At 65.8% G+C, this 16,056-nt stretch carries 14 protein-coding genes; 6 read left to right on the plus strand and 8 right to left on the minus strand.

The features are described from left to right. Positions 1-108: 108 nt before the first annotated feature. The 3 genes from ACT3HL_RS10270 to ACT3HL_RS10280 form a co-directional block, all read right to left on the minus strand. On the minus strand, positions 109-1,068 hold the full coding sequence (locus tag ACT3HL_RS10270; protein WP_445086735.1) for a uroporphyrinogen decarboxylase family protein: 960 nt from the start codon (positions 1,066-1,068) through the stop codon (positions 109-111). After that, positions 1,065-3,083 carry a hydantoinase/oxoprolinase family protein gene (locus tag ACT3HL_RS10275; RefSeq protein ID WP_445086736.1) on the minus strand — a complete coding sequence of 673 codons (2,019 nt, stop codon included), beginning with the start codon at positions 3,081-3,083 and terminating at the stop codon, positions 1,065-1,067. The genes ACT3HL_RS10270 and ACT3HL_RS10275 overlap by 4 nt, the downstream gene beginning before the upstream one ends. Positions 3,084-3,482: 399 nt before the next feature. Further along, entirely contained in the window at positions 3,483-4,277 is a 795-nt protein-coding gene (locus ACT3HL_RS10280) for an IclR family transcriptional regulator domain-containing protein (protein ID WP_445086737.1), read from the minus strand. 274 nt (positions 4,278-4,551) lie between these two features. On the opposite strand from ACT3HL_RS10280, the gene ACT3HL_RS10285 reads away from it, so the two are divergent. Both ACT3HL_RS10285 and ACT3HL_RS10290 read left to right on the plus strand, forming a co-directional pair. After that, positions 4,552-5,040, plus strand: coding sequence for a DUF3237 family protein (locus tag ACT3HL_RS10285; RefSeq protein ID WP_445086738.1), 489 nt, complete (start codon positions 4,552-4,554; stop codon positions 5,038-5,040). Positions 5,041-5,131: 91 nt separating this feature from the next. After that, a complete protein-coding gene (locus tag ACT3HL_RS10290; RefSeq protein WP_445086739.1) occupies positions 5,132-5,902 on the plus strand; it encodes an IclR family transcriptional regulator domain-containing protein in 771 nt (256 codons plus the stop codon). A 225-nt stretch (positions 5,903-6,127) separates the two neighbouring features. On the opposite strand, the gene ACT3HL_RS10295 is transcribed toward ACT3HL_RS10290, so the two are convergent. From ACT3HL_RS10295 to ACT3HL_RS10315, 5 genes are all read right to left on the minus strand, one after another. Beyond that, on the minus strand, positions 6,128-7,075 hold the full coding sequence (locus ACT3HL_RS10295) for an NAD(P)-dependent oxidoreductase (protein ID WP_445086740.1): 948 nt from the start codon (positions 7,073-7,075) through the stop codon (positions 6,128-6,130). A 119-nt stretch (positions 7,076-7,194) separates the two neighbouring features. Continuing rightward, positions 7,195-8,619, minus strand: a complete 1,425-nt coding sequence (gene lpdA / locus ACT3HL_RS10300; RefSeq protein WP_445086741.1) for a dihydrolipoyl dehydrogenase — start codon at positions 8,617-8,619, stop codon at positions 7,195-7,197. An 87-nt stretch (positions 8,620-8,706) separates the two neighbouring features. Further along, positions 8,707-10,341 (minus strand): 2-oxo acid dehydrogenase subunit E2, encoded by a 1,635-nt coding sequence (locus ACT3HL_RS10305; protein ID WP_445086742.1) that lies wholly within the window; start codon positions 10,339-10,341, stop codon positions 8,707-8,709. 170 nt (positions 10,342-10,511) lie between these two features. Beyond that, entirely contained in the window at positions 10,512-11,477 is a 966-nt protein-coding gene (locus ACT3HL_RS10310; protein ID WP_445086743.1) for a transketolase C-terminal domain-containing protein, read from the minus strand. 2 nt (positions 11,478-11,479) lie between these two features. Beyond that, a complete protein-coding gene (locus tag ACT3HL_RS10315; protein WP_445086744.1) occupies positions 11,480-12,649 on the minus strand; it encodes a thiamine pyrophosphate-dependent enzyme in 1,170 nt (389 codons plus the stop codon). A gap of 300 nt (positions 12,650-12,949) precedes the next feature. Here ACT3HL_RS10315 and ACT3HL_RS10320 point away from each other — a divergent pair, with 300 nt between their 5' ends. From ACT3HL_RS10320 to ACT3HL_RS10335, 4 genes are all read left to right on the plus strand, one after another. Beyond that, a complete protein-coding gene (locus ACT3HL_RS10320; RefSeq protein WP_445086745.1) occupies positions 12,950-13,456 on the plus strand; it encodes a universal stress protein in 507 nt (168 codons plus the stop codon). A 117-nt stretch (positions 13,457-13,573) separates the two neighbouring features. Beyond that, positions 13,574-14,662, plus strand: coding sequence for an amidohydrolase family protein (locus ACT3HL_RS10325; protein ID WP_445086746.1), 1,089 nt, complete (start codon positions 13,574-13,576; stop codon positions 14,660-14,662). After that, a complete protein-coding gene (locus tag ACT3HL_RS10330; protein WP_445086747.1) occupies positions 14,659-15,033 on the plus strand; it encodes a Rieske 2Fe-2S domain-containing protein in 375 nt (124 codons plus the stop codon). Before ACT3HL_RS10325 ends, ACT3HL_RS10330 begins: the two co-directional genes overlap by 4 nt. 93 nt (positions 15,034-15,126) lie before the next feature. Further along, entirely contained in the window at positions 15,127-16,032 is a 906-nt protein-coding gene (locus ACT3HL_RS10335; protein ID WP_445086748.1) for an NAD(P)-binding domain-containing protein, read from the plus strand. The last annotated feature ends 24 nt before the right edge of the window (positions 16,033-16,056 follow it).

Genomic DNA, 16,056 nt, shown 5'->3' on the forward strand with positions numbered 1-16,056 from the left:
CACTCCGTCGGTCGGTTGAGTCGGTCCAGTCGGTCGGTTCGATGGGTCTGCTTCGGTCAGTCGTGTCGTATGTGTCAGTGTACCGTGTCATATTACCTCCAGTACGTCTCATAGCGCCGCCTTCACCCCTCGAGAGACGGCTTGGAGCTTGCTCGGATGGATCGTCGGTGGAATCTCCGTTCCGCTCGCCGGAAACACCGAGGTCGGCGCGGTAGCGAACTGCGATTCGACCGTCGATTCGATTTCGTCAGTCGACTCCGAGAGCAGTTCGGGAGTGATTCCCCCGCCGACGCGAACGGCGGGGAAGCGATCGGCCAGCGACGCCGGATCGGCGCTGTCTACGAGCACCCCGTCTATCGGGCATCGATCGACGATTTCGGCGGCGACATCGACATCGAACCCTTGGGGAACGAACATCACGGGAACGCCGAAGAACTCGGCGATGTTCCCGAGCATCTCCAGCGCCGCGACGTCCGCCTCGATGACAGCTGACGGCGACTGCGTCCCGGTCGCGAGCTCGGTCACAAGGAACGCGTCGACACCCGCTCGACCGTACGCCCGCGCCACGTCGCCGAAGACCTCCCGTATCAGCTCGTTCGCCTCCCGGTTCGCGTCGATACGCGCGTCAGCGAGCAGTTGATTAAACGTCGCGACGGGACCCGGGATTCCCCCGACGACCGCGACGTCCTCGAGGGTCGTCACGAGTCGCTCGGCCACATCGAGGGCAACCGGGACGCGACCCGCCGCCGCCACGTCGGCGGGCGCGCTCAGCTCCGTCCCGCTCGATGCGGGGGTGGTGACGAACCGGTCGGACTCACCGCTCCACTCGACAGTGGCGTCGAGGACGTCACAGAGTAGCGTCGAGTCGAGCGTGGTGACGACGGCGTCGTGTTCGAACAGTCGCTGGGCGCGCTGTCGGCCGTTCGCCGACTGGGTCGCATCGCGGTGGTACACCTCGTGGGGAACCTGATTGATCTCCGCCGCCAGCGTGTCTACGAGCGGCACGAACGGACGCTCCTCGGAGATCCCGTCGAGGTAGTCCACGGCCGGCGGCGATCCGAAGCTCATCGTTCGATGATCCCGTTCGCGTACTCGTCGATCGTGAACGTCCAGTCGGCAGGGACCACGTAGGTCGTGTCTGTCGCCTCGATCAACGCCCGTCCCTCGACGGCGTTACCGGGCGCCAGGTCCTCGCGCTGATAGACGTCGGTCTCCACCCAGCCGTCACCCGGCCAGTAGGCTTCGCGGGCGCCCTTCCGGGCGTCGCTCGGGTCCTCGCCCCGTAACTCGTGGCGATCAAGCTCCTCGGTGGCGACCGGGCCGACCGCGGTGAGCACCAGCGTGTCGAGGTCGATCTCGTCTTCCGGGTCGGCGTCGAACGCTTCGAGCACCGCATCGAGGCCGCTCGCCCCGTCGGGGTGGGACGGGATCGGTACTTCTCGGACATCCGCACCCGAACGGGCGAGGATCGACGTCCGGAGGATGATGTCCTCCGCCTCGAATCCCTCTCCGGCCATGTCCTGAATCGCCTCGTCTTCCAGCCGCTCGACAGTCCGATCGAACGCACGCCGGTCGATCGACGGGGCATCGCCGCTGACCGTCTCCCCGAACGCCTCCGAGTAGCGGTGCTCGACGTCGAGCGTAGCGCCCCCGAAGGCACTGAACTCCGCGGCAGCAGGGGCGGTGATGACGCGGTTCACCCCGGCTTTTTGCGCGAACGTACAGCAGTGAGTCGGGCCCGCACCGCCGTAGGCGATCAACGTGACGTCCGAGGGCTCCTCGCCGCGTTCGGCGAGTTGCGATTCGATAGCATCGGCGATGTTCCGGTCGACGCGTTGGCGGATCCGGAGTGCGGCCTCGGCGACGGTGGTATCGAGCGGGTCGGCGACCTGCCGCTCGACCGCCTCCTCGGCCCGCTCAGCGTTAAGCTGTTGGTCACCGCCGAGGAAGTATTCGGGGTCGATGTACCCCAAGGCGACGTCCGCGTCCGTGGTGGTCGGTTCGAATCCGCCGAGGTCGTAGCAGGCCGGTCCGGGTTCCGCACCGGAACTCTCCGGGCCCACGGAGAGATCGCCGTCGCTCACCGACGCGATGCTCCCGCCGCCCGCCCCCGCGGTGTGGACGTCGATCATCGGGACGTGAACCGACAGCCCGGCGACCTCGGGTGTGAGGTTCCGGTCGAGATCCCCGTCGACGATCGTGCCCAGATCGATGCTTGTCCCGCCCATATCCGCGCTCATCACCGAATCGAGATCGTACAGCTCGCGGAACGCGTCCGCCCCCAACACGCCGGCGACGGGGCCGGAGTTGTAGGTGTGCAGCGCGACGGTCTTCGAGACGCCGGCGACACCGCCGGTCGACTGGCCGATGAGAAGCGGGTTCGAGTACCCGCTGTTTCGGGCGTCGTCCTCGGCTTTGTACAGCGACCGAGCCATCGGGCGGTGGACGTACGCGTTGACGAGCGCAGTGTAGGTCCGGGTCCGGTACCCCGGTCGGCTACTGACTTCGTTGGCGGTCAGCACCTGATTGGGGCCGAGGTAGTGCGGTGGGTACTCGGTTTCGATGACCGTCCGGGCTCGCTCCTCGTTGGTCTCGTCGTGGAACGAGTTGGCGAAGCTGATGAGCAGGAGCTTCGCCCCCCGGTTCATCAGCGTCTTCGCCGCTGCCTGCACCTCGTCGGCGTCGACGGGGTCGATCACCTCACCGTCGGCGCTGGTTCGCTCCTCGACGCCGATCACGAGGTCGTCACCCGCGATCAGTCCCTCGTCCCCGCCCTCAGTTCGGAACAGGTCCTCCTCCTCGCCACTCGTCACAATGAGACCGATCTTCGGCCCCGACCGCTCGATGATCGTGTTCGTACCGATGGTCGTCGAAAAACGAACGACGTCGGTGTCGACGAGGAACCCCTCAGTGGTCTCCCCCAGTTTGTCCGCCGCCTTGTCGATGCAGTTACGGAAACAAACCGTGAGATCGTGGTCCGTTGTGGGGACCTTGACCGTGGTGGATCCCCCCGGATACGACACGTAGCCGTCGGTGAAGGTTCCACCGGTGTCTATGCTCACGTAGTAGTTCTCCTCTACCATACGAAATGAACGTCGTGAACGATCATAATAAATCTTTTGGGAGGTGTGAACAATACTCATATTGCTTGAATCGTACGCGTATGAGGGACCATACTATTTGGTATTATCAAAGAAGTGGTATACGGATCACCCCTCTTGACGCAGGTATCGCTCGGTCCGCACCAGTGTTGGGACCGAAAACGCCACAAGATTCGATCCGTTGAGACGACACCCGTTTGTTCCGTGCGGTACTGTATTTGGGATTGTCAAATCGCTTTTCGATCGGCACGGATCGGTACCGGGGAGACAGTCACAATTCAACGCTGGACTGGGTGCGCTCGTACGGACGGGTATCGCCCCTTTCCAGCGACTACGACCACGAGACGTTGCGAGTGCTGCTCCGGGTTATCGCCGTCCGCATCACGCGTTGAGTTCGCGGGAGTGGATGCGTATCTCGATTTCGTTTGCCGCCTTCCTGACCGCGGTGGGAAGTTCCTCTCTGAACCGCTCTCCGGTCCAGCTCGCGGCCGACACGGATACGCTGACTGTGCCGAGAACGTCGCCGGTCTCGTCGTGACGGATCGGTGCCCCGACCGCTCGGATACCCGGCATATGTTCCTGATCATTGAGCGCGTAGCCTCGGTCCCGGGCCGTCTCCAGCTCCTCGAGCAGTTGTTCCCGGTCGGTGATCGTATGAGAGGTCCGAGAGGGGAGCCCGTGGTCGTCGAGAATCGCGTGCACCGCCGGTTCTGAGAGATTCGCGAGGATCGCCTTTCCCCCCGCCGTACAGTGTACGTGACGCTGGAGCCGCCCGCGTTTGTCGATATGAAATTCCTTGTCTACCGCGTCCTCACCGTACACCTCTTCGAGGATGAGGAGCCGGTTGTCGTACTCGGTCATCAGGTGGACGCAACCGCCCGTATTATTCGCAAGCTGATGGACGATCAGCTTCGAGGCGGAGTAGAGAATAGATCGATTACGCACGCGGACGCCGAATGGGATGAACATCGCGCCGAGTTGGTACTGCGATCCGTCTTGCTCGACAAATCCGTGGTCCTTCAGTGTCGAGAGGTGCGTGTGAATACTTCCGGCCGATAGCTCCGATTCCGATTCCAGTTCCGAGATCGTCGACGGCCCGTTGCGACGGAGGTGATCCAGCAACTCACACCCCCGATCGATCGATTGAATGGTTCGTTTTTCGGTATCGTGAGCCATAGTATTGTCTCGCACGTGATCCTCTTAGTTTTTGTTATCCCCAAATATAACTATGCGGAGTGCGTCAGTGCGGAGAAATCCACGGGCGGAGCATCACTCGCTCGCACGCTGTCGTGGCGGCAGCCGAGCAACCAGTTGTGAACACTACCGCGTTGATATCGGACCAAATAACGGTCGTACATATGTTAGTATCAGGCAACACCACTGCCGAAACTCCGTGACGGCAGCGGTATCTATACACAACAATTATGTGAATAGGCTCGACAGCACCGGTATGGCAGACGACCACTGGCAAACGGACGATCCGAACCTCGAACTGGGGCTCGAACGGGTCCTCGAACTGGAGATCGACGTCGAATCGCCGATCGAGATCGGTCAGACCGGCGACGGTCAGCGCCGTATCATCCCGATACTCGGCGGGACCGTCACCGGACGTTGCGAGGGGACCGTCCTCGAGGCGGGTGCGGACTACCAGCTGTACCGCGAGCGGCGACCGACCGAACTCGTGGCAAAGTACGCTTTCGAGACCACCGACGGGTCACGGGTCTACGTCGAGAACCGCGGGATGCGACTCGCCGACCCGGAGACGAGCCAGCGGCTTCGTGACGGGAAGCCCGTGGAACCCGAGGAGGTGTACTTCTGTTCCGTACCGGAGTTCGAGACCGCGGACGAGGACCTCCGGTGGCTGACCGAGAGCGTCTTCGTCGCGGCCGGGACCCGCCAGCCGAACGGTGTCCGACTGGCGGTCTATCGAGTCGGGTAACCTCGATCGCTCGCCTCGCCATCGGATACTGGAGAAGCGTTCGTCAAACACGAACAATAGATATAAGATGCTGAAGGGTAATTCACCAAATATGCACGAATCTGATTCGCAGCCGACGACGCCGGTGAAGACCGCACAGACGACGTTTCGGATCGTGGAGGCGCTGAAATCACTGGACGGAGCGACGGTGACGGAGCTGTCGAGCCATCTCGACCTCTCGAAGAGCAGCGCGCACAACTACCTCCGGACGCTCGAACACGAGGGGTACGTCGTCAAAGCCGACAACGAGTACAGCGTCGGTCTCCGCTTTCTCGACCTCGGCGGATACGCGCGGTCCCGACAGCGGCTCTACACCGTGGCGATCCCGGAGATGAAGCGGTTGGCCGAGTCGACGGGCGAATACGCGAACCTACTGGTCGAAGAGAACGGACTTGGGGTGTTTCTCGCACGTGAGCGCGGCGAGAACGCGGTGAGCCTCGACTCCTACACCGGGCAGTCGGTCAGGCTCCACACGACGGCGCTCGGGAAAACGATCCTCGCGTACCTGCCGCGCGAGCGCGTCGACTCGATCATCGAACGCCACGGGCTCCCGGCGAAAACCGACCGGACGATCACGGACCGGACGGAACTGCTCGAGACGCTCGCGGAGATCCGCGGTCGCGAGTGCGCCTACGACAGCGAAGAGCGGATCAAGGGGCTCCACTGCGTTGCGGTCCCCGTACTGAGCGACGGCGATATCGCCGGCGCTCTCAGCGTCTCGGGGCCCGTGAGCCGAATGGAGCAGTCGCGTATCGACGAGGAGATCCTCCCGGAACTCCGCCGCGCGGCGAACATCATCGAACTGAACCAGACCCACTCGTGATTCCCATATACTGAATTGTGAGTCAGTAAATACGAACAGACTCTCGGCCGGAGTCCCGCCTCGCCCACCGATCAGCCACCGGCACTGACGGCGTCTCCGATTCGGACCGCGGAGGCAGTGGCCCTATTTCGCTAAAATGAATCACTGTCCGTAGTAGGGGAACACTACGGTGCGAGGTGTTCGAGATGAGGACAGACGTTCGCCAAGCGGGAACAGCGTGGCCGATCAGACGACTCGGTTCCACGGGGTGGCGCCGCCGTTGAGCTGCGCGACGTTCGTGGCGACGAGATCGGCGATCCGGTCGCCGTAGGTCTTCGACTGCGCGGCCGCGTGCGGGGTGATGATGACCTCCTCGCGCTCCCAGAGCGGCGAGTCCGGCGGGAGCGGCTCCTCGTGGAACACGTCGAGCGCGGCGCCGGCGATCTCCGCCCCCTCGAGGGCGGTTTCGAGCGCTCCCCACGCTATGACCTCCCCGCGGCTCACGTTGACGAGGTAGGCGTCCTCGCGCATCGCCTCGAACACCGCGCCGTCGACGAGGCCGCGGGTAGCCTCGGTCAGCGGGGTCGTGAGCACGACGAATCGAGCCTCCCGAACCGCGTCTTCGATCCGCGAGGCGTCGTGGACGTGATCGATCCCGAGTCCCGACACCGGGCGGATGTCGACGCCGTCGACGTCCATCCCGAGCACGCCGAGTCGGGTGGCGACGCTACCGCCGAGTTCGCCGAGCCCGACGACGCAGGCGCTCGAACCGCTCACCTCGAAGGGGCGCTGCCAAGGCAGCCGCTCCCACTCCCGCTCGTGTTGCCGGTCCCGGAGCCGGTGGAGCCCCTTCGCGAGGGTCACGACGAGCCCCGTGACGGTCTCGGCGACGAGGTCGCCCGCGACGCCGGTGCTGTTGGTCATCGTCACGCCGGCGTCGCGGTAGTCGTCGAGCGGGAAGTCCTCATAGCCCGACCGGATGTTGTGCACCCACGAGACCGAGTCGACGAACTCGTCGTGGTGAAAGACCGTGACGACGCCGTCGAGCCCGGTCAGATCGCCGGGCTCACACAGTTCGAACCGACAGTCGAGGTCGTCGCGTTCGTTCAGCAGGTCTCGGAGGTAGTCCGGGGGACACGGGTGCGTTCCCCACCGGTGGATACCGACGCGTCGGATTGGTCGCTCTCGCGGCATATCCGATGGACTGCGCGCCGGAAAATAGTTCCTTGGGTCGGAGGCGGCGGCCGAGCGCGCAGCACAGTCGACGTGGGGCCGCCCCGACGTGGGGCTTCCCCGGCGCGAGACCGGTCAGACTACCGGTTCAGCGTGTGAATCGCCCGTCCTTGTGCGTTCTCTGCGGCCTCCATCACGGCCTCGGCGAGGGTCGGGTGCGTGTGCACCGTGCCCGCGACGTCTTCGAGCGTCGCACTCATCTCGACGGCGAGGGCGACCTCGGCCACGAGTTCGGAGGCGTGCGGGCCGACGAGCTGCCCGCCGAGGACGATCCCGCTCGCCTCGTCGGCGACGATGCGGACGAAGCCGTCGGTCTCGCCCATCGAGAGCGCCCGCCCGCTCGCGCGCAGGGGCATCTCGCCGACTACGGGGTCGAACCCCTCGTCCGCGGCCTCCTGGGCGGTGAGACCCACGGTGGCGACTTCGGGGTCGGTGAACACGGCCGCCGGGATCGCCTGCTGGTCGAGCGCGGCGGGCTCCCCGGCCGCGACCGCCGCCGCGACGAGTCCCTCCGCGCTCGCTTTGTGCGCCAGCATCGGCTCGCCCGCGACGTCTCCGACCGCGAAGACGTTCTCGACGTCCGTTCGCGCGCGGTCGTCGGTCTCGATGAACCCGCGCTCGTTCGGTTCGAGCCCGATCTCCTCGATGTCGAGCGTGTCGGTGACGGGCTCTCGGCCGACCGCGACGAGGACCGCGTCGGCCTCGTACTCGGAGATGTCGCCGTCTTCGGTCTCCGTCGCGACGGTCACGCCGTCGGCGCTCTCCTCCCAGCCGGTCGCGCCCTCGCCGAAGTGGAACTCGATGCCGAGGGCTTCCGAGCGCGAACGGACCGCCCGGCTGACGTCGTCCTCGTAATTCGCGAGGACGTCGTCGAGCATCTCCACGACGGTGACGTCGGTGCCGAGCTTCGCGAGCATCGTCGACAGCTCCATCCCGATGTACCCCGCGCCGACGACGACGAGTCGATCCGGCACGGACTCCATCTGGAGCAGCTCCGCAGAGGAGAGCACGGGGTCGTCGGCGAAGTCGAAGCCCGGGATCTGCATCGGGCGCGATCCCGTCGCGATGATCGCGTGCTCGAACTCGACGGTTTCCATCCCCTGCCCTTCGCCGCCGTGGGCGATGCGCGCGGTGTGGGCGTCCTCGAACGCGGCCGTCCCCTCGAGCAGCGAGACGCCGTTGGCCTTGCAGAGCTTCTCGACGCCGCCGGTGAGCTGGTCGACGACCCCAGATTTCCACTGCTGCATCTGCACCATATCGACGGCCGGGTCGGCGTGGATCCCCAGCTCCTCCGCGGTGGCCGCGTCGTGAACGATGTCGGCGCCGTGGATGAACGCCTTCGAGGGAATGCAGCCCCGGTTCAGACAGGCGCCCCCGTACGCGTCTTTCTCGACGAGCGTCGTGTCCAATCCGAGCTGTGCGCCGCGAATGGCGGCCACGTAGCCGCCGGGACCCGCCCCGATCACGAGCAGATCCGTCGCCGTTGCGATGTCGCCCATTACCATACGCCTCACCTCTCGCTCCCGGTTCAAAAAGTCATCCGTCCGCGCCGACCGCGCGCGGCGCGTCGAGGCGAACGCCCCGACGTCGGTCTATTCCAAGAGCAGCCGCGACGGCTCGGCGAGCAGTTCCTTCACGCGGTTCGAGAACTGCGCGGCGTCGGCGCCGTCGACGAGCCGGTGGTCGACCGACATCGAAAATCGCATGGTCTCCCGGGCGACGACGTCGCCGTCGACGACCCACGGGCGCTCTCTGATCGGCCCCATCGCGAAGATCGCCGCCTCGGGGTGGTTGATGATCGGCGAGGAGAACTCGCCGCCGATGACGCCGATGTTCGTGATCGTGAAGGTCCCGCCCCGCATCTCCTCGGGCTTGATCTTGCGGTCGCGCGCGCGGTCGGCGAGGTCGCGGATCTCTTTTGCGAGCTGCTTCAGCCCCTTCTCGTCGGCGTTCTTCACCACCGGGACCATCAGTCCCGCGTCGGTCGCGACGGCGATCCCGATGTTGTACTCGTCGTGGAGGACGATCTCCTCGTTCGCCTCGTCGAGACTGGAGTTGAGGTATGGGTACTCCTGTAACGCCGTCGTGATCGCTTTCACGACGAGCGGGAGGTACGTGAGCTTCACGCCCTCGTCCTCGGCCGCCGCGGCGAGTTCGGCCCGAAGCCCGACGAGGTCGGTCGCGTCGAACTCGTCGTGGTGGGAGACGTGCGGGGCGGTGTACTTCGAGTGGGCCATCTGCTCGCCGATCGTCCGCCGGACGCCGCGATAGGGCACGCGCTCGCCCGAGCGGGCTTCGATGTCGGTCGCGACGGCGCGTTCCTCGTCCCCGCTCGCAGACCCCGCGGTCGTCGCCGTCGCCGCCGCGGGTGCCTCATCGGCAGCGGAGGCGCCGCCGGCTGTCCCCCTGTCGCCCGCCGCGTACTGCCGGACGTCCTCTGGCGTCGCGAACGGTTCCCCCTCGCGCTCCTCGCTCGCGGGGACGGCGTTCAGATCGACGCCGAGTTCGTCGGCGAGCCGCCGCGTCGCCGGCATCGCGAGCGTCCGATCGCGCGCGGCGGCGACGCCGTCCTGCACCGCCGCGGCGGCGCCCGCGCTGTCGTCGACGTCCTCCGCTTGGGTCGTCGACGCGGCCGCAGCGGCCGCGTCGCTCCGTTCCTCTTCCGGGGTTCCGACGTCCGCACCGGTCGTCGGCGCCGTCGGCTGTCCGTTCGCGTGCGCGCGGACGTCCGCGCCGGCCACGCGCCCGCCCGGTCCCGAACCGTCGATGGCGCCGATATCGACGCCGAGTTCGCGCGCGAGCGAGCGGGTGCTCGGCGCCGCGAAGACGCGCCCCGACGGGACCGACGCCTCACCGACGGCAGCCGGGGGCTCCGCGCTCGCGTCCCCGTCGTCGTCCGGGAACGATTCTCGAGCCGCGTCCGGAGAGGCGCCGCCCGCGTCTCCGCCCGATGCGTCGTCGGCGACCGTCTCAGACGGCTCGTCGCCTTCGACTTCGAACGTCGCGATGACGCTATCGACCGGGATGATCTCCCCCTCCTCGTGGTGGAGCCGTTTGACGGTGCCCTCGTAGGGGCTCGGAATCTCGACGAGCGCCTTGTCGGTCTCGACCTCCGCGAGAAGCTGGTCTTCTTCGACTGCGTCGCCCGCTGCGACGGCCCACGAGACGAGTTCGCCTTCTGCAATGCCCTCTCCGAGGTCCGGTAGCTCGAACGTTCGTTCAACCATATCGTTCGGTCGACGTACAACCCTTTCAGTATTTCCCTGCGTCAACGGACGGCCGAATCGAAACGGACGGTCGAACACGAGTGGCCGTCGTATCGGCGGGTGCCGCCTCTGACCGGTGACCGCGGTCACGGGGGAACCGATCCGATCGACGGCGAAACGGGACGACCGTATCAGTCCGCCAGCGCGCGCTCGATGCCGTCGAGGATGCGCGGCGGGTGGGGGAAGTAGAAGTCCTCCATCGAGAGCAGCGGGACCGGCGTGTCGAACCCGGTCACGCGCTCGATGGGCGATTCGAGGTACATCAGCGCCTCGTCGTTGATCTGCGCGACGATCTCGCTGCCGACGCCGAGCGTCCGCGGCCCCTCGTGGACGACGACGCAGCGGCCGGTCTTCTTGACCGATTCGACGACCGTCTCGGTGTCCATCGGGGAGATCGATCGGAGATCGATCACCTCGGCGTCGACGCCGCCCTCCTCGACCGCCTCGAGCGTCGGCGGCATCATCGCCCCCCACGCGACGACGGTGACGTCCTCGCCCTCGCGGCGGACCGCCGCCTCGCCGATCGGCACTTCGTGTTCGCCCTCGGGGACCTCCTCGCGAACGGATCGGTAGATCCGCTTCGGCTCCATGAACAGGACCGGATCCGGATCGCGGATCGCGGCGGTGAGGAGTCCCTTCGTGTCCGCGGGCGTGCTCGGCACGACGACGTTGAGGCCGGGGACGTGGGCGTACGCGCCTTCGAGGCTCTCGGAGTGGTGTTCGAGCGCGCGGACGCCGGCACCGTAGGGCATCCGGACGACCATCGGCGCGCTGAGCTCCCCGCGCGTCCGCCAGCGGATCCGGCTGGCGTTCGTCACCAGCTGGTCGAACGCCGGCGGGAGAAAGCCCGAGAACTGGATCTCCGCGACCGGGCGGTAGCCGTACATCGCCATCCCCGTCGCGCCGCCGACGATCGCGATCTCCGAGAGCGGCGTGTCGACCACGCGGTCGTCGCCGAACCGGTCGAGGAGTTCGTCGGTCGCGCGGAAGACGCCGCCGCTTTTGGCGACGTCCTCGCCGAAGACGACGACCCGGTCGTCGCGCTCCATCTCCGTGTGCAGTGCGTCGTTGACCGCCTGTACGATAGTTGCCTGCATTGTCATCCCTTGGGTCGCTGTTCGATGTAGTCGTACATCTCCGGGCGTCGTTCGAGCAGTTCCTCGAACTCGTCGAGCTGTCGGGCGAGTTCGGGCGGCAGTTCGTCGTAGACGTGGGTGAACATCTCCGAGACGGCCCGCTCTTCGAGTTCGTTGGCGGTCGCGAGCGCCTCGTCGAACTCGGCGTCGATCTCTTCGACGATGGCGTCGTGGTCGATCGATGCCCAGAGCCCCTCCGATTTCAGGAACTCCCGGTACCGCTCGATCGGGTCGTGTTCCTCCCACACCTCGACCTCCTCGTCGTCGCGGTAGCGGGTCGGATCGTCGCTCGTCGTGTGGGCGTCGAGGCGGTACGTGACCGATTCGACGAAGACCGGCTCGCCGTTTCGCACGCGCTCTCGCGCTGTCGACACGGCGTCGTAGACCGCGAGCACGTCCTGCCCGTCGACGCGGATCGCGTCGATCCCGTAGGCGAGCGCCTTCTGGGCGATCGTTTTCGCGCCGCTCTGTCTCTCGTACGGCATCGAGATCGCGTACTGGTTGTTCTGACAGAAGAACAGCGCCGGGAGGCCGAGCGACCCCGCGAGGTTGATCCCCTCGTGGGCCGCGCCGGTACTCGTCGCGCCGTCGCCGAGATAGGCGGTCGCGACCGCGTCGGTGTCGTCGAGGTGCATTCCCCACGCGATTCCCGCGACGAGCGGGAGGTGCGAACCGATCGAGATCGCGATCTGGGAGTTCTGGCGGGCGAACGCCTCTTGGCCCTCCTCGATGCCGCGCCAGAACAGGATCATGTCCCGCATCGACGCGCCGCGCATAAACATCGGCGTCCACGCGCGGCCGACGTACAGCCAATCTTCCGGTCGGAGCGTGAACGCGCTCCCGATGATACTCGCTTCCTGGCCGCGGGTCGACCCGAACGTGCCGAGTTCGCCCCGCCGCTGAATGTTCACCATCCGCCGGGAGAACACCCGGTCTGTCACCATCCACCGGTACAGGTCGCAGAACTCCTCGTCGTCGAGGTCCGGGACGGCCCCCTCGTCGTACGAGCCGTCCGGGCTGACGATCTGGTGGGTGGGCACCTCCAAGTCCGCTTGGGAGAGATACCGCACCTCGCCACCGCCATCGTCGCCGGTAGCCGGTGGTGCTCGTGTGTCTGACTCTCTATCGCTCATTCGACGGCGCGTTGTTGTGTGGCGCCCGTAATAAAATCGCGGGTCCGCCTGCCGGTCGCTCCGCGGCTCGCTCACACACGAGTGGGGGTCGGCCGCCTTCTCTCACTGCGTCGTGGCCCGCCGTCCCCGCGCCAAGACACGCGCCGACGGCCGGAAGCGCCGTCCCAGCGGGGACAATATAGTAACGTTTGCAACTGATTGCCAATTCGATCGCACGCGGTCGTGCGATCAGATGAGCGAAGACTTGCAACCGCTACTATAGCCACCACGATTTATTAGCCATCGCCGGGAGTAACGGGTATGACGATACTGACAGCGGTCGACGGCGAAACGGTTCCCAGCCGAACTGTCGAAGAGGGCGCAAAGCTCGCGGCGGCCTTCGACGTCGATCACGTGGTGCTGCACGTGATGCCACGGCGCGTCTTCGAGGACTTCCGAGAGTCCGCGAGCACGTCGTCGAGTCGCTCGGTAACGACACCGGCAGCGTACGGGAGCAAAGGAGATCGACCGCTCGGGGGCGGAGCGGACGGGGAGTACTCCGTCGAGGACGGGGAACGCCACGCGACGGGCATCGCACGCGACGTCGTTCGCGGGACGCTCGATGACCCCGAGGGCGTGATCCTCAAGGGTCGCGTGGGCGAACCGGTCGAGGAGGTACTGGCGGAGGCCGACCGGCGAAACGCGAGCTACCTCGTCGTGGGCGGGCGGAAGCGCTCGCCGACCGGGAAGGCGCTCTTCGGGAGCAAGACGCAGTCGATCCTCCTCGAAGCGGATCTGCCCGTCGTGACCGTGATGGCCGACCGGTAGACGGCTCTATCGGGCCTGCGGTTATCGCGACGTCGTCGAGAATCTTGTGCAAAGGTTTATTATAGATAATTCTCACTACTCGATTATGGCGAATTCACTCCCGCCGGTGAGACAGCAATGATCGATCCGAGCGACCACCTCGTCGTCGACTGTGACTACCACTACGCCGACACGTTCACGCAGGCCGCGCCGTACATGCCCGAGCCGTGGCGAACGAAGTTCGAGAAGAGCAGTTGGGGCGGCACCGGCGTCAAGCAGAACCTGAGCGCGTTCTTTCCGGCGTCGACCGGGAACCGCTTCAACTACGGAAAGATCGACCGAGATTTCTCTGAGTACCCCGACGGCGGCGACGACAAAGACGACGTGATCGCGGCGATGGACCACCTCGACATCGACGTCACGCTGCAAATCTCTCACCTCATTCTCGCGATGGGCGGCGTGAAGGCGGACGACCGCCGGGTCGAGTCGTTCATCAAAGGCCATCTGGAGTATATGTTCGAGGAAGTGCTCGACCCCGACGAGGGCATCTACGGGCTCGCTCCGGTCCCGTATCACGACATCGACGCCTCGATGGACATCCTCGACCGGGTCGAGGGCGAGGAGACGATCAAGGGAATCGTGATGGTGACCGCCGGCGCGTCCCCGCCGCTCGGGAACCGCAAGTACGACCCGATCTACAAGCGCTGTGAGGACCTCGGCCTGCCGATCGTCTACCACACGGGCGGCTCCGGGCTCGACGAGTACGTCCGCGCGGGGTACGAGGAGATGGTCGAGACCCACACGCTCGGGTTCCTCGAATCGAACATGTCACAGATCGTCAGCGTGACCGCGCAGGGCGTCCCCGAGAAGTTCCCCGACCTCGACATCGTGTTTATGGAGTCGGGCGTCACGTACCTCCCCGGGCTCATCAGCCGGCTCAACGAGGAGTACCTCAAGCGCGCTGAGGAAGCGCCGCTTTTGAACAAACTCCCCGGCGAGTACATCACGGACTACTACTTCGGCACGCAGCCGCTCGAGGAGTCCGCCCGCCCCGACCTGCTGGAGATCTGCTTCGACATGCTCGGGACGGACAAGCTGCTGTACGCCTCCGACTACCCGCACTGGGACTACGACGACCCGAGCGTCATCACCGACCTCCCGATGATCGACGACGAGGCGCGGAAGGACATGCTCGGCCGCAACGCCGTGGAGGTGTTCGACCTATGAGCGACGACGGACTCGTCGAGGTCGCCCCGGAGGCGGACTTCGAGGACGGCGACACGAAGGTCGTCGAAGTCGGCCGCGCGGAGGTCGGCGTCATGAAGGCCGACGGCGAATTCTACGCGCTCCGGAACCAGTGTCCACACCAAGGCGGTCCCGCCTGTGAGGGGCTCGTCGAACCGCGGCTCGTCGGCGAGTGGAAGGGCCCCGGAAAGCGGGTCGAACAGCACTACAGCGACGACTACATCGTCTCCTGTCCGTGGCACGGCTGGTCCTTCGACGTCGAGACCGGCGAACACATCGGCGACAGCAGCTACGTCCTGCCGAGCTACGAAGTCGTCGTCAAAGACGGCACCGTGTTCGTCAGCACGGAGTAACCCCGAAACGCCCCGCTTTTCGAGCTCGGCACCGGGACCCGCGAACTGTATATACCAAAAGATTATTAGTATTTACTGCGGCATACCCGGTGTATGCCAGAGACTCACGGAGAGCCGGTAGTCGGCTTTATCGGCCTCGGTATCATGGGCGGACACCTCTCGCGGAACCTCCTCGACGCCGGGTACGACCTCGTCGTTCACGACCTCGATCAGGACGCGGTCGACGCGCTGGTCGAACAGGGAGCGACGGCGAAGGAGTCGGCCGCGGCAGTCGCCGACGCGGTCGACGTCGTCTTCACCTCCCTGCCGAAGGGCGAACACGTCAAAGCAGTCGCGCTCGGCGACGACGGAATCGTCGAAGGCGCACACGACGGCCTCGTGTACGTCGATATGAGTACGGTCGGGCCGAGCACGATTCGCGAAGTCGGCGAGGAACTCGACGCGGCGGGGGTCAAAACGATCGACGCACCCGTCAGCGGGTCCGAGGTCGGCGCCCGGGAGGGGACGCTTCGCATCATGGTCGGCTGCGACGGCGACGTCCCGGCGGTGTGTACGGACCTCTTCGACGTCCTCGGGAGCCGGACCGTCCGGATGGGCGGCCTCGGCTCCGGGCAGGTCGTCAAGGTGTGCAACAACATGATCGCCGCCGCGTCGCTTGTGAGCCTCTCGGAGGCGCTCGTGTTCGCCGAAAAGTCCGGCGTCTCACGCGAGAAGCTCATCGACGGCATCGACGGGGCGACCGGCTCCTCGTGGGTCCTCGATCACCGCGGGGAGGCGATGCTCGATCACGACTTCGAGCCGGGGTTCTTCGCGTCGTATCAGTACAAGGACCTCCGCATCGGGATCAACGACGCCCAAGAGTACGGCGTCCCCCTCCCGCTCGGCTCGACGACCCACGAACTGTTCAAGAGCCTCGAGGAGAAGGGTCGCGGCGACCTCGACGCGGCCTCGGTTCTCACCGTGCTCGAAGATATGGCCGGCCTCGAGCACGAGTACTGATACTGATTACTCTCACTTGTTACC

Source organism: Halobellus sp. GM3, from assembly GCF_052545375.1.